Annotated in this window: 11 protein-coding genes; 7 read left to right on the top strand and 4 right to left on the bottom strand. The window is 73.1% G+C overall.

The genetic code is table 11. The features are described from left to right. Positions 1–56 precede the first annotated feature (56 nt). The 3 genes from J2S46_RS16675 to J2S46_RS16665 form a co-directional block, all read right to left on the bottom strand. The gene (locus tag J2S46_RS16675) at positions 57–695 is read right to left on the bottom strand and encodes an RDD family protein (RefSeq protein ID WP_191289701.1); all 639 of its coding nucleotides are present in this window, start codon (positions 693–695) and stop codon (positions 57–59) included. Positions 696–906: 211 nt separating this feature from the next. Beyond that, entirely contained in the window at positions 907–1,332 is a 426-nt protein-coding gene (locus J2S46_RS16670; RefSeq protein ID WP_229912647.1) for a DUF2752 domain-containing protein, read from the bottom strand. Between the two features lie 2 nt (positions 1,333–1,334). After that, positions 1,335–1,736 carry a hypothetical protein gene (locus tag J2S46_RS16665; protein ID WP_191289702.1) on the bottom strand — a complete coding sequence of 134 codons (402 nt, stop codon included), beginning with the start codon at positions 1,734–1,736 and terminating at the stop codon, positions 1,335–1,337. Positions 1,737–1,947: 211 nt separating this feature from the next. Here J2S46_RS16665 and J2S46_RS16660 point away from each other — a divergent pair, with 211 nt between their 5' ends. The 7 genes from J2S46_RS16660 (at position 1,948) to J2S46_RS16630 (ending at position 11,103) form a co-directional block, all read left to right on the top strand. After that, positions 1,948–2,802 (top strand): bifunctional methylenetetrahydrofolate dehydrogenase/methenyltetrahydrofolate cyclohydrolase, encoded by an 855-nt coding sequence (locus J2S46_RS16660; RefSeq protein WP_191289703.1) that lies wholly within the window; start codon positions 1,948–1,950, stop codon positions 2,800–2,802. Between the two features lie 19 nt (positions 2,803–2,821). Then, complete coding sequence (locus tag J2S46_RS16655; RefSeq protein ID WP_191289704.1) at positions 2,822–3,247, top strand: DUF3017 domain-containing protein; 426 nt, start codon at positions 2,822–2,824, stop codon at positions 3,245–3,247. A 271-nt stretch (positions 3,248–3,518) separates the two neighbouring features. Next, on the top strand, positions 3,519–6,806 hold the full coding sequence (locus J2S46_RS16650) for a hypothetical protein (protein ID WP_191289705.1): 3,288 nt from the start codon (positions 3,519–3,521) through the stop codon (positions 6,804–6,806). Positions 6,807–7,035: 229 nt separating this feature from the next. Next, positions 7,036–8,025, top strand: coding sequence for a malate dehydrogenase (locus J2S46_RS16645; protein WP_191289706.1), 990 nt, complete (start codon positions 7,036–7,038; stop codon positions 8,023–8,025). Between the two features lie 121 nt (positions 8,026–8,146). After that, positions 8,147–9,460 (top strand): hemolysin family protein, encoded by a 1,314-nt coding sequence (locus J2S46_RS16640; protein WP_191289707.1) that lies wholly within the window; start codon positions 8,147–8,149, stop codon positions 9,458–9,460. Positions 9,461–9,490: 30 nt separating this feature from the next. After that, positions 9,491–10,546, top strand: a complete 1,056-nt coding sequence (trpS, locus tag J2S46_RS16635; protein ID WP_191289708.1) for a tryptophan--tRNA ligase — start codon at positions 9,491–9,493, stop codon at positions 10,544–10,546. Beyond that, positions 10,546–11,103 carry a 2'-5' RNA ligase family protein gene (locus tag J2S46_RS16630; protein ID WP_191289709.1) on the top strand — a complete coding sequence of 186 codons (558 nt, stop codon included), beginning with the start codon at positions 10,546–10,548 and terminating at the stop codon, positions 11,101–11,103. Before trpS ends, J2S46_RS16630 begins: the two co-directional genes overlap by 1 nt. A gap of 76 nt (positions 11,104–11,179) precedes the next feature. On the opposite strand, the gene J2S46_RS16625 is transcribed toward J2S46_RS16630, so the two are convergent. Further along, positions 11,180–13,654, bottom strand: coding sequence for a CDP-glycerol glycerophosphotransferase family protein (locus J2S46_RS16625; RefSeq protein ID WP_191289710.1), 2,475 nt, complete (start codon positions 13,652–13,654; stop codon positions 11,180–11,182). Positions 13,655–13,895 lie beyond the last annotated feature (241 nt).

Below are 13,895 nucleotides of genomic sequence, written 5' to 3'. Positions count from 1 at the left end.
GGCCCGCACCCCCTGGAATCCTCCGGGGGTGCGGGCCTTCCGCGTTCGCGTCCTCGTCAGGAGGACTTGACCACGACACTGCTCATGATCTTGTCCGCGAAGGTCTGCTTCTTGGCGTCCCAGAGCGGCCACAGGAAGCCGACGTAGCAAGGCAGGCCGTCGATGGCGTGGCAGAGCTTGCGCACGAACGCCATGCCGAAGCCGAGCGGCTGGCCGTCCGCCTCGCGGACCACCCGGATGTTGACCATCTTCTTGCCGGGGGTCTGGCCGGTCTTGCCCTCCTGGGCGATCAGCCAGAGGTTGCCGGCGATGCCGATGGCCGCGCCGAGCAGGATCAGCGCGATCCCGCCGCCGCTGATGCCGCCGCCGTCACAGGACGTCACACCGTACGAGTCGGTGGAGCAGTCGAGGCTGCCCGCGGTCATCGCCGCGCCGATCAGGTAGAGGATGCCGGCCGGAACGCCGACGATCAGACCGTCGATCAGGTACGCCGCGACCCGCGAGCCCCAGCCCGCGTAGAACGGCTGCACGTAGGCCGCGTGGCCGTAGCCGGGCTGCTGCGGGATGCCGTAGCCGGCCGGCGGCTGCTGGGGGTAGCCGTAGCCGGGCTGCGGCGGCTGCTGCTGGGGGTAGCCGTAACCGGGCTGCGGGGCCTGCTGGCCGTAGGGGTTGTTGGGGTCGGGCGGGTAGCTCATGTGATGCCTCCGGGCAGGAAGGGACGGGGGACGGACAGCAGGGGAGTCCTGGACGGACGGGCAGGTGGGCTGCCGACCGAAGGGGACAATAGCGGAGCCGACCGACGAGGGGGCGGCCGGTGACGGCGGGAAACCTGTCGGCCCGTGAACAGGTGCTGGGTTCGGGTACGAGCGTTCGGGTACGAGCCGTCGGGCGTGAGCGGACGCCGGGTCAGGGCCGGGAGATCCCCAGCCGCTCCAGCTGCCACACCCAGGCGGCGGCCAGGGCGATGGCGATCAGGGTGTTCCGGCGGTCGGCGCGCAGCTCGGACCACCAGCGGCCCGGGCCGAGCGGGGCGAACAGCAGGCCCACGGCGGCGGCGACGGTCACCGGGTTGGCGCCGAGCGCCGCCGCCCAGTGGCCCTGGCCGGCCTCGATGAAGACGGTGGTGCTCCCGCAGACCGGGCACGGGACGCCGGTGATCAGCCGCAGCGGGCAGAGCACACCGGGATCGTGCGCCCGGTGCAGTGCGGCCGCGGCCACCGCGGCCGCCGCGCCGGCGGCCCCGCGCAGCAGCGTGCGCAGCAGCGCGCCCGGCCGCGAGCCGGCGCCGCGCCGCCAACGGACCGCCATCGCGGCCAGGGTGGGTGCGGACACGGCTACTGCGGGGCGATCACGATGAGGACGACCAGACCGACCGAGATCAGCACGGCCAGCGTGTTGAGCGCGATGCCCCCGATCGACATGTTGCGGCCGATCCCGGTGGTGGCCGAGCGGTTGAGCCCGGCGATGCCGACGCCGAGGCCGATCAGGCCGATGAACCCGCCGTAGAAGCAGGAGAAGAGGACGGCGACGAAGCCGAGGACGACGGTCGCGGTGGCGTAGGAGTTCTGCTGGGCGGCGGGCTGCGGCGGGACGTACGCCTGCTGCTGCGGCGGGTAGCCGTAGCCGGGCTGCTGGTACGCCTGCGGCTGCTGGTACTGCGGGGCACCGTACGGCTGTTGCTGCTGGCCGTAGCCGCCGTGCGGGTCCGGCGGCGGTGTCTGGTACGGATTGCTCACTTGTTCTTCCCCCGAGGATGTCTCCGGCGGCCCGTCGCCGGGCTGCGGGCGCGGAGATGGCCGGGCCTTATCGTCAACCGGACGGCAGGGCCCTGTCCAGCCTGGCCCGGGGCGCGGACGGAACTGTGGCGCAACCGCAACTAGAACCACACGTTCCGTATTCGCCGGGGCGCATTCACGGGCACCCCGGCCGATCCAGGAGAATAGGGCCATGACTGCCCAGATTCTCGACGGCAAGGCCACCGCTGCCGCGATCAAGTCCGAACTGTCCGTCCGCGTGGCGGCTCTCAAGGAGCGGGGCATCGTCCCCGGTCTCGGTACCGTCCTGGTCGGCGACGACCCGGGCAGCCGCTGGTACGTCAACGGCAAGCACAAGGACTGCGCCGAGGTGGGGATCGCCTCCATCCAGCGCGAGCTGCCCGTCACCGCCTCCCAGCAGGACGTCGAGGACGTCGTCCGCGAGCTCAACGCCGACCCCGCCTGCACCGGCTACATCGTCCAGCTCCCGCTGCCCAAGGGCCTGGACCAGAACCCCGTCCTGGAGCTGATGGACCCGGACAAGGACGCCGACGGCCTGCACCCGACCTCGCTCGGCCGGCTCGCCCTCGGCATCCAGGGCCCGCTGCCCTGCACCCCGCTCGGCATCGTCGAGCTGCTGCGCCGCCACGGCGTGGAGATCAACGGCGCCGAGGTGGTCGTGCTCGGCCGCGGCGTGACGGTCGGCCGCTCGATCGGCCTGCTGCTCACCCGCAAGAGCGAGAACGCCACCGTCACCCTGTGCCACACCGGTACCCGCGACCTGGCCTACCACCTGCGCAAGGCCGACATCGTCATCGCCGCCGCCGGGGTTCCCCACCTGGTCAAGCCGGAGGACGTCAAGCCGGGTGCGGCCGTGCTGGACGTCGGCGTCAGCCGCAGCGAGGGCAAGATCGTCGGCGACGTGCACCCCGGTGTCGCCGAGGTGGCCGGCTGGATCTCGCCGAACCCCGGCGGTGTCGGCCCGATGACCCGCGCCATGCTGCTCAACAACATCGTCGAGGCGGCCGAGCGCCGCGCCGGCATCTGACCCGAGGGACGGTCTGGCCATGATCGAACGACGACCGGCCAGGACCCGCCGCAGGCCGGTCCGGACGACGGGCACGCTGCCCCCGGAGGGCGCCGGTCCCGCGCTGGGGCACGGGCACCCGCTGCCGGTCCGGCAGTGGCCGATAACGCTGGTCCTGACGGTGGTCCTGACCGGGCTCGCGGTCACCGTGTTCGCCGACTTCGAGGACGGCTTCAAGTACGGGCTGATGGTGGTCGGCGGCGGCATCCTGCTCGGCGCCGTGCTGCGGCTGGTGCTGCCGGAGGTCGGCATGCTGGCGGTGCGCAGCAGGTTCACCGACGTGATCGTGCTGCTGGTGCTCGGTTGCGGGATCGTGCTCCTGACCGCGGTGGCCCAGCCCGATCCGTGGCTGGAGTTCCCGCTGCTGGACAACATCGGCCAGCTGATCGGCCGTCCCCGGCACTGAGGGCCGGGCGTCATGTCGTCCTGACGCCCGGTCCGGTCCGGCCGGCTCCCACGGCCCCCGTCCGGTCCCTCCGGGCGGGGGCCGCGTCGTGCCCGCGGCGCCCGCCCGGAGGCCTGCGGCCACCGTGCGCACAAAGATCATTCATTGGTATGATCCGCGCACTTGTGGGGGTTCTGTGTGGGGGGCGTGGCTGTGCGGCCGTCAGGACGACGGACGCTGCCCGGAACCACCCGCACACCCCCTCCGTCGGATCGCTCGAAGAGGGGACTGCGTGGACGTCAGAGGACTGCGGCGCGGAGCGGGGGCCGTCGGCCTCGTACTCGCCGCCTGCGCGGGCGCGCTGACCGGGGTGCTCCCGGTCGCCACCGCCACGGCCGCCACCGCGGCACAGGGCGAGCTCGTCCTGCCCGCCGCGCCGCGCGGACTGCCCGCCCATGACCAGCTGTACGTGGCCGGCGACACCGGCCTGCTGCACGCCCGGGAGGGCAGCGACCACCTGCTCTGGACCAGGTACGACACCGGCGCCACCGCGGACACCGGGCTCCGGTTGCCCGCGCCGCTCGACGCCGGGCTCAGCCAGGGAGTGCCCTGGAGCTACCTCGGCAAGCCGGACAACCGCTACGGGACCTCCTCGGACACCGTGGCCGTCCCCATCGCGGCCATCGGCGACGCCCCCGCCAAGGTCGTGCTGCACAGCCTGGCCGGCGGCAGCCCGGCCGCCGCGGGCACCGTCGAGATCCCCGCCGGACAGACCTACTACGGCACCTACGGGCGCACCGTGCTGACCTTCGAGGGCAGCCCGGCCGTCGTCACCGGCTGGTACCTCAACCGGCTGGAGGGCGGCTCGGTCGTCCGTACCAAGGTGGCCCTGCCGGCCGGCGCCGAACTCGCGACCTCGGTGCAGGACGGCGACCAGACCTCGCTGATCCTGCGCCACCGCTTCGACGGCGCCAGCCACTCCGTGCTCGTGGACCTCGCGACCGGGGCCACCACGGCCCTGCCCGACGAGGCGCCGTACGCGTTCACCTACAACTTCCGGCTGGCCAAGGGCGCCGTCCTGCGCGCCGAGAGCAATGTGAACAACGTCGACGTCCTCGACCGCGCGCAGCCGCGGACGGTCCTGTCCTCGACGTACGTCAACGGCACGTCCTCGGGCGAGCTGCGACTGCTCGGCAACCTGCTGCTCACCACCGAGTCCACCGTCGGCTCCTCCGGCGACAACCGGGGCCGCCCGCTGCTGTCCTCGGCCGTCGGATCGACCACCGGCATCGCCCAGCAGGTCCTGCCGAGCGCCGGCGCCCAGCTGCTGCCCGCACCGGACGGCTCGCTGCTGGCGGTCGGCTCCACCCGGGCACCGGACCAGGGCCAGCCGGAGACCGCCGTCCTGCGGCTCGGCACGGACGGCTCCGCGAAGCCCGTGGTGGGCAAGCTGACCGACGTCCCGCCCGCGCCCGCCAAGGTGTTCGGCTTCTCGATCGGCGGCGGCGTGCTCACCGTCGCCTCGGACACCGTCCACTACCAGCCCGGTGACATCACCGGCGCCTACCGCAGCTACCGGCTGTCCGCCGACGCCACCCCCGTCCTGCTCTCGCAGACCCTGGACGGCCCGCACCGGCTGAACGACTGCATGAGCCACTCCGCCCTGTGCGTCCCGCTCCGGTCCACCGGGGACGGGCGCTACCTGCCGGAGAAGCCGGTGGTCGGGGACCAGGCGGTCGCGCTCAAGGCCGGCAGCCAGGAGTCCGCCGCGACCGTCCCCACCGGGGGCGTCGCCGACCTGGAGACCATGGACGCCGCCGGCCGCTACGTCGTCCTCGCCCAGAACCCGTACGGGAACTGGCAGAAGGACCGTCCGGTGGTCGTCGGGGACCTGGACACCGGCAGCAGGCTGCTGCAGGCGAACCTGACCGCCGCCGCGGTGGGCGGTGACACCCTCTGGACGTCCAAGCAGGGCACCACCACGGTGACCGCCACCGACGTGCGGGGCAGCGCCTACCGCGACTCCTTCACCACCCCCTGCGTGGCGACCCAGCTGGAGGCCGTCGGGCGCTTCGTCTACTGGGGCTGCCAGGACGCCTGGGGCACGCTGCGCACCAGCGGCGTCTTCGACACCGTCACCCGCTGCACCCTCTCCGTGCCGGTGCAGGCGACGGACTGGGGCAACAACTGGTCCGGCCCGGAGGCGCAGCTCGGCAACGGCTACCTGGTCCGCCAGGACCTCGCCGGCGGCCGGCTGGTGCTGATCGACCTGCGCGACGGCATCCGTGCCTCCGGCGGCGAGAGCACCGTGGAGGTCCGCACCCTGGCCTCCGGCGACTACTGGAAGACGATCCGCTCGCCCCGCAAGCACTGGGCCGTCGACCGGAGCGGCTCGGACGTGGTCTGGGCGGACGACGACTTCCAGCGGCTGCACGTCCTCTCCACGGCCCCGGCCGCCGAGGCCGGCAACCGCTTCACCGCGGTCGGTCCCGACCGGCTGCTGGACACCCGGGCCGGGGTCGGCCGTCCGGGGACGGATCCGGTGCCGGCCGGCGGCGAGGTGTCGCTGCAGGTGTCCGGGCGCTCCGGGGTGCCCGCCTCGGGCGTCAGGGCCGTGGTGCTGAACGTGACGGTGACCGATCCGAAGACGGACGGCCACCTGACCGTGTGGCCCTCGGGCAAGGCCCGTCCGGACTCCTCCAACCTGAACTGGGTGGCCGGCCGCACGGTGCCCAACCAGGTCGTGGTCCCCGTCGGGGCGGACGGCAGGGTCAAGCTGTACAACGCCGCCTGGGGCTCGGCGCACCTGATCGCCGACGTCTTCGGCTACTACACCCAGGACCAGGCCGGCAGCACCTTCTCGGCGGTCGGTCCCGACCGGCTGCTGGACACCCGGGCCGGGGTCGGCCGTCCGGGGACGGAACCGGTGCCGGCCGGCGGCGAGGTGTCGCTGCAGGTGTCCGGGCGCTCCGGGGTGCCCGCCTCGGGCGTCAGGGCCGTGGTGCTGAACGTGACGGTGACGGACCCGAAGTCGGACGGCCACCTGACCGTCTGGCCCTCGGGTGCGGCCCGCCCGGACTCGTCCAACCTCAACTGGGTGGCCGGCCAGACCGTGCCCAACCACGTGACGGTGCCGGTCGGGGCCGACGGCAGGGTCAAGCTGTACAACGCCGGCTGGGGCTCGGCGCACCTGATCGCCGACGTCTTCGGCTACTTCTCCGACGACCCGGCGGGCGCGGTCTTCCGCAGCGCCGGCCCGCAGCGGCTGCTCGACACCCGTGCCGGGCAGGGCGCGGTGCCGGCCGGCGGCCAGCTCCAGCTCGACGTCTCCGGCGCCGTCGCGGGGGCCAGGGCCGTGGTGCTGAACGTGACGGTGACGGACCCGAAGTCGGACGGTCACCTGACCGTCTGGCCCTCGGGTGCGGCCCGCCCGGACTCGTCCAACCTCAACTGGGTGGCCGGCCAGACCGTGCCCAACCTGGTGACGGTGCCGGTCGGGGCGGACGGCAGGATCAGCCTGGCCAACCTCGGCTGGGGTTCCGCGCAGGTGATCGTGGACCTCTTCGGCTCCTACTCCTGACCGGCGCGCGCCGCCGATGCCGGCCCGGGACACACCGTCCCCGGCCGGCATCGGCCTTTCCCGGGCCGGGAAAGCGGGGATGTGAGGTATCAGCCAGGCCCGTGCGCTGGCGTCGCGCCCAGCTTGCGATAGCCTGGGCCGGGTCTCTCGACGTCGAGAGATCGTCCTCGGCTCCAGCGCGTCGGGCGCGCGTGGAGCGCGGTACTGGCGATCGCTGGAGTAGGTAAAAATGACTCGCACCCCCGTCAACGTCACCATCACCGGAGCGGCCGGCCAGATCGGCTACGCGCTGCTCTTCCGCATCGCCTCGGGCCACCTGCTCGGTGCCGACGTGCCGGTGAACCTCCGCCTCCTGGAGATCCCGCAGGGCCTCAAGGCCGCCGAGGGCGTCGCCATGGAGCTCGACGACTGCGCCTTCCCGCTGCTGCGCGACATCACCATCACCGACAACGCCGCCACCGCGTTCGACGGCGCCAACGTAGCCCTGCTGGTGGGTGCCCGCCCGCGCACCGCCGGCATGGAGCGCGGCGACCTGCTGCAGGCCAACGGCGGCATCTTCGGCCCGCAGGGCAAGGCCATCAACGACCACGCGGCCGACGACATCAAGGTCCTGGTGGTCGGCAACCCGGCGAACACCAACGCCCTGATCGCCCAGCGCAACGCGCCCGACGTCCCGGCCGAGCGCTTCACCGCGATGACCCGCCTGGACCACAACCGCGCGGTCGCCCAGCTCGCCAAGAAGACCGGCGTCACCGTCAACGACGTCAAGAAGCTCACCATCTGGGGCAACCACTCGGCCACCCAGTACCCGGACATCTTCCACGCCGAGGTGGCCGGCAAGAACGCCGCCGAGCTGGTCAACGACCAGGCCTGGCTGGAGAACGAGTTCATCCCGACCGTCGCCAAGCGCGGCGCCGCGATCATCGAGGTCCGTGGCGCCTCGTCGGCCGCCTCGGCCGCCAACGCCGCCATCGACCACGTCCACACCTGGGTCAACGGCACCGCCGAGGGCGACTGGACCTCGATGGGCATCGTCTCCGACGGCTCGTACGGCGTGGAGCCGGGCATCATCTCGTCCTTCCCGGTCACCACCAAGGACGGCAAGTTCGAGATCGTCCAGGGCCTGGAGATCTCCGACTTCTCCCGCGCCCGGATCGACGCCTCGGTCGGCGAGCTGGTCGAGGAGCGCGACGCGGTCGCCGAGCTCGGCCTGATCTGAGCCTGACCGGCACCGCCTGACCGGCACCGCCCGGTCGACCGAGGGCCGGCCGCCCCACCCCGGGGCGGCCGGCCTTCGCCGTGGCCCGCCCGGTGCGGGCGGCGCCGTACACTGACCCGCTGTGAACGAAACCCTCGGGGACGCCGCGCTCGTCCTCGTCTTCATCATGCTGGGCGGGTTGTTCAACGTCGCGGAGATCTCGTTGATCTCCCTGCGGGAGGGCCAGATCAGGGCCCTGGAGAGCAAGGGCACCCGACGGGCCGCCCGGGCCGCCCACCTGGCCGCCGATCCCAACCGGTTCCTGGCGGCCGTCCAGGTGGGCGTGACCTGCATGGGCTTCCTCTCCGCCGCCTTCGGCGCCGACACGCTGGCCGGCAAGGTCGCCCCGCTCTTCGTCGACCTGGGCCTGTCCCCGGGCCTCTCCGACGCGGTGGCCCTGGTCGGGCTGACCCTGGTGATCAGCTACGTCTCGCTGGTCCTCGGCGAGCTGACCCCCAAGCGGATCGGCCTGCAGCGGGCCGACTCCATCGCGGTGCTCGCCGCCCCGGTGGTCGACGTGATGTCGGTCGTGCTGCGACCCGCGATCTGGCTGCTCGGCCACTCCACCAACCTGATGGTGCGGCTGTTCGGCGGTGACCCCAAGGCGGGCCGGGGCAGCATGAGCTCGGAGGAGCTGCGTGGCCTGGTCGCGGCCAACACCGAGCTGGGCAGCGACGAGCGCGCCCTGATCGCCGACGTCTTCGCGGCCGGCGAGCGCCAGCTGCGCGAGGTGATGGTGCCCCGCACCGAGGTGACCTTCCTGGACGCCGAGCGGCTGCTCGCCGAGGTGCGGGAGGAGACCAGCTCCTCGCCGCACTCCCGCTACCCGGTGGTCGAGGGCAGCTACGACGCGGTGGTCGGCTTCGTGCACGTCCGCGACCTGTACGGGGCGCGCGGCGAGCAGGCCGTCCGGGTCCGCGACCTGGCCCGCCCGGTGAAGCTGCTGCCGGCCACCAAACGGGTGCTGGAGGCGATGGGCGAGATGCGCCGCGAGGGCCACCACCTGGCGATCGTGGTCGACGAGTACGGCGGCACGGCGGGCATCGTCAGCCTGGAGGACCTGGTCGAGGAGGTGATCGGCGAGATCCGGGACGAGTACGACTCGCAGGAGCCGACCACCACCCGCCGGCTGGCCGGCGGCGGCATGGAGCTGGACGGCCTGCTGAACCTCGGCGACTTCACCGAGGAGACCGGCGTCACCGTCCCGGAGGGCCCGTACGAGACGGTCGCCGGCTACGTGGTCGCGGAGCTGGGCCGGCTGCCGGTGGACGGCGACAGCGTCCGGATGGCGGACGGCGTGCTGCTGACGGTGGCCAAGGTCGAGGGCCGCCGGATCGCCAGGCTGAGGGTGAGTGCGGTCACACTGGCGCAGCCCTCCGTCGAAGAGGTTTCCTGAGCGGTCGGTGAAGCTGGAACAATGGCCCGCATGGTCAACGCAGCGGTCAATGGTCCGGTCAAGGACCGCCCTCGGGTTCTCTCCGGCATCCAGCCCACCTCCGGCTCGTTCCACCTGGGCAACTACCTGGGCGCGGTGCGCCAGTGGGTCGACCTGCAGGAGGCCAACGACGCCTTCTACATGGTGGTCGACCTGCACGCGATCACCGTCGAGCAGGACCCGGCGACGCTCCGCGAGAACACCCGGATCTCCGCCGCCCAGCTGCTCGGCGCCGGCCTCGACCCGGAGCGCTGCACGCTGTTCGTCCAGTCGCACGTGCCCGAGCACGCGCAGCTCGGCTGGGTGATGAACTGCCTCACCGGCTTCGGCGAGGCCGCCCGGATGACCCAGTTCAAGGACAAGTCCGCCAAGCAGGGCAACGACCGTACCTCGGTCGGCCTGTTCACCTACCCGATCCTGCAGATCGCCGACATCCTGCTCTACCAGGCCGACGCCGTCCCGGTCGGTGAGGACCAGCGCCAGCACCTGGAGCTCACCCGCGACCTCGCGGAGCGCTTCAACACCCGCTACGCCCCGACCTTCACCGTGCCGAAGCCGTACATCCTCAAGGAGACGGCGAAGATCCTGGACCTCCAGGACCCGACCGCGAAGATGAGCAAGTCGGCCTCCTCGGCCAAGGGCCTGGTCAACCTGCTGGACGACCCGAAGGTCAGCGCCAAGAAGTTCAAGAGCGCCGTCACCGACACCGGCACCGTGGTCTCCTACGACGAGGAGGGCAAGGCCGGCGTCTCCAACCTGCTGCGGATCCACTCCGCGCTCAGCGGGCAGAGCGTCGAGCAGTTGGTGGCGCACTTCGAGGGCAAGATGTACGGCGCCCTGAAGACCGAGCTGGCCGAGCTGTTCACCGACTGGGTGACGCCGTTCCAGAAGCGCACCCAGGGCTTCCTGGAGGACCCGGCCGAGCTGGACCGGGTGCTGGCGGTCGGGGCCGGGAAGGCCCGGGAGGTGGCCTCCGAGACCCTCGCCTCGGTGTACGACCGGATCGGTTTCCTGCGGCCCGCGAGCCCGAACCCCGCGCAGCGCTGATGCCGCTGACGAGCCTGCCCGGTGGTGGCGACCTCCCCGAGGTCGTCACCATCGGTGTGTCCGTGAGCGTCCCGGAGCCGTACGGCTCCGAGATCCAGGACGCGCGAGCGGGTCACGGCGACCCGCTCGCCCGGTCCATACCGACGCACGTCACCCTGCTGCCACCGACCGAGGTGCCGGCCGTACGGCTGCCCGGGATCGGCGAGCACCTGGCGGCGGTGGCCCGCTCGCACCGGCCCTTCCGGATGCTGCTGCAGGGCAGCGGCACCTTCCGCCCGGTCTCCCCGGTGGTCTTCGTCCGGGTCGAGGAGGGCGCGCACGAGTGCCGGCTGCTGGAGGCCGCCGTCCGTTCCGGGCCGCTGGCCCGGGAACTGGCCTTCCCCTACCACCCGCACGTGACGGTGGCTCACGGCCTGCCCGCGGACGTGCTGGACGAGGCGTACGAGAAGGCCAGGACCTTCCAGGCGGCCTTCACGGTCGCCGGCTTCGGAATCTCGCGCTTCGACGCCGACGAGGTCTGGCGGCCCTGGCGGACGTTCGGCTTCGGCGCCGGCTGACCCCGGCCGCGCCGCCCGGGGCCGGCCCCGGGCGGCCGGTGCCCGGCCCCGGGGTCGGCCGGCCCCGTCCGGGGCCTCAGCCGGCGCCGAGGGCGAGCATCCGGTCGACCACGCGGCCCGCCGCGCCGCCGTCCTCCAGCGCGCAGAAGCGCGCGCGGAACCGCTCGTACCGCTCGCCGTACTTGTCGGCGCCCTCCGGCAGCGCGGCCAGCGCGGCGACCAGCTCCCCGGTGTCGCGCAGCAGCGGTCCGGGCGCCTCGGCCTCGAAGTCGAAGTAGAAGCCGCGCAGGGTGTCGCGGTAGTGCTCCAGGTCGTAGGTGAAGAAGAGCATCGGCCGACCGGTGATCGCGAAGTCGAACATGATCGACGAGTAGTCGGTGACCAGGACGTCCGCGATCAGCAGCAGCTCCTGGACGTCCGGGTAGTCGCCCACGTCGTACAGGAAGCCGTCGCCCGCGCCCGGCAGCGGCTCGCGGACGTGCGCGTGCGGGCGGACCAGCAGGACGTGGTCCTCGCCGAGCCGGCGGCGGACGGCGTCGACGTCCAGCCGCAGCCCCAGCCGGAAGCCGTCCCCGTCCTCGCGCTGCTGGTCCTCGCGCCAGGTCGGGGCGTAGAGCACCACCCGGCGGCCGTCGGGTATGCCGAGCCGGCGGCGGACGGCGGTGGCCGTGGCGGCGTCCGGCCGGGCGAGCACGTCGTTGCGCGGGTAGCCGGACTCCAGGATCTCGCCCCGGTAGCGGAAGGCCCGGCGCAGGACGGTCGTGGCGAAGGCGCTGGGGGAGACCAGCAGGCTCCAGTGCGGGGACTCCCGGTCCAGCTGCTCCAGGTAGCCGCGGTCGGACAGCCAGGGGTTCTCGACGTCGTGGGCGATCCGCTTCAGCATCGAACCGTGCCAGGTCTGCACCACGACCTGGCCGGCCCGGCGCTCCAGGAAGTCCGGGAAGTGCGTGTTGCCGACCAGGTAGCGGCTGGTGGCCAGGGCCTCGTACCACTCGGGGCTCCAGGTCCGCACCGCCCGTACGCCGTCCGGCACCACCGCCTGGGCGTCGTCGACCGTCCAGAGGTGCTCCAGCCGGGCGCCGCGGCGGGACAGTTCGGCGTGCACGGCGCGCGGGGAGTCGCAGTAGCCGCGACCGCTGAAGACGTCGTAAAGCACGGCCTCGCGCAGCGGCCGCTCACGGGCGGCGGGGTAGTGGCGGGTGCGCAGCCGCTCCTGGGCGTAGGCGCTGCGCTCGGCGGGGGCGAGGACCGGCGTGGAGTCGACCATCACGGTGTCGTGCCAGCGGCGCTGGAGGAGTATCCGCTTGCCGCCGGCCTCGGCGGCGGCGGGCAGCGCGGGCAGCGCCGCGGGGGCGACCAGCAGCGGGCGTTCGGCGCCGGCCCCGCGCAGCAGTGGCTCCCAGACGCCCTTGCGCAGCGGCAGCGGCGTTCCGCCGGAGTCGGTGACGGTGGCCGGCAGGTGGACCCGGAACCGGTCGCCGGCACCGAGCCCGACCGGGCGGCGCAGCTCGGCGGTGCCGTTGTCGTGCCGCAGGACGAGTTCCAGCGGGCCGTCGGCGGGCCGCGGACAGCTGCCGGAGAGCTCGAAGCCGTCGGACCGCACGGCGATCCGGTCGACGAAGCCGGCCCCGGGCCGGACGCAGAGCTGGAGCCGGCCGTGCGCCAGGTGCTTGAGGTACAGCACGCGGTCGGGCGCGGGCAGCGGGTACTGGCCGGCGACCGGGCCGCGCCGCTCGTCCACGGTGAGGATCTCGGTGCCGCCGTCGGGGCGGACCAGCTCCGGCTCCCAGTGTTCGAGCGGCTCGGTGCCGCGGCCCCCGGCGGTGAAGGGCGCGAGCGGCAGCCGCACGCCGAAGGTGCTGCCGGTGGTGCGGACCGGCAGGTCCAGCACGGCGCCGGACTCGCGGTGGGTGAGCCGCAGCACGGTGCCGGCCGGGCAGTGCGGGGACGTCCCGCCCAGCTCGACGCCGTCGTCCACCGGGCGGGCCGAGGTGATCCGGGCCCGGGGCCGCTCGACCCGCAGCCGCAGCGCCTCGCCGGCGAAGTACGGCAGGATCCTGACGTCCTCTTCGACCCAGTGGCCCGGCGGGTACTCGCCGGAGCCGCACCAGTGCCGGGACAGCGAGCCCCGCTGGCGGCGCAGCCGGGCCGGGCGGGGCCGGGTGAACAGGCTGGCGCCGATCCGCCATTCCCCGGCCGTCCAGCCGCCGACGGTGCGCAGCCGCCGCGGGTCGATCACGGCGGTGAAGCCGGACCAGTCGTGGTTGAACAGGGTCTGCGCGCTGTCGTCGGTGACCTCGGGGAGGAACCGCGGGCTGGTCCGCACGTTGACGTGCCGCCATCCGCCGATCTGCCGCAGGGTGAGCCAGGTCCGCGCGCTGCCCCGGTGCGAGGTGTCCAGGTCCGACGGCCGGGCGAAGCCGGTCAGCTCCAGGCCGGCGTCCGTCCAGTGCGCCCTGAGCAGGCCGAACTCGGGATCGTCCGGCTGCGTCCCGGTCGCGTCCGGGGCGGTCCGGGCGTGCGGGAGCCCGCGGCGGGTGATGACAGGCATGGGGGAGGCCCTTCATGGCGGCAACCCGGCCATGGCGGTGGGCCGGGGGCCCACCCCGGCCCGGTACTGGCCGATCCTTATCGGTTCGGGTGGGGGCGTGGGCCGAATTGCCATCACATACCGGGGGGGCTTACCGGGTCAACCGCATCTTCCAGGGAATCTCCTGGGAAATTCGTCGACGAAACACATATTCGGGGGCGCGTCGGACGTGGACGCCCGGTTCGTGCGGGGAAGGTCCCGG

This window comes from Kitasatospora herbaricolor (assembly GCF_030813695.1).
Taxonomy (GTDB): Bacteria; Actinomycetota; Actinomycetes; order Streptomycetales; family Streptomycetaceae; genus Kitasatospora; species Kitasatospora herbaricolor.
This window is presented reverse-complemented; position numbering and strand designations above follow the sequence as displayed.

What these genes read in the sequence shown, in the direction of transcription:
- J2S46_RS16675 (WP_191289701.1), bottom strand. Translation starts at nt 695, where the DNA reads ATGAGCTACCCGCCCGACCCCAACAACCCCTACGGCCAGCAGGCCCCG.
- J2S46_RS16660 (WP_191289703.1), top strand. Translation starts at nt 1,948, where the DNA reads ATGACTGCCCAGATTCTCGACGGCAAGGCCACCGCTGCCGCGATCAAG.
- J2S46_RS16655 (WP_191289704.1), top strand. Translation starts at nt 2,822, where the DNA reads ATGATCGAACGACGACCGGCCAGGACCCGCCGCAGGCCGGTCCGGACG.
- J2S46_RS16645 (WP_191289706.1), top strand. Translation starts at nt 7,036, where the DNA reads ATGACTCGCACCCCCGTCAACGTCACCATCACCGGAGCGGCCGGCCAG.
- trpS (WP_191289708.1), top strand. Translation starts at nt 9,491, where the DNA reads ATGGTCAACGCAGCGGTCAATGGTCCGGTCAAGGACCGCCCTCGGGTT.
- J2S46_RS16630 (WP_191289709.1), top strand. Translation starts at nt 10,546, where the DNA reads ATGCCGCTGACGAGCCTGCCCGGTGGTGGCGACCTCCCCGAGGTCGTC.
- J2S46_RS16625 (WP_191289710.1), bottom strand. Translation starts at nt 13,654, where the DNA reads ATGCCTGTCATCACCCGCCGCGGGCTCCCGCACGCCCGGACCGCCCCG.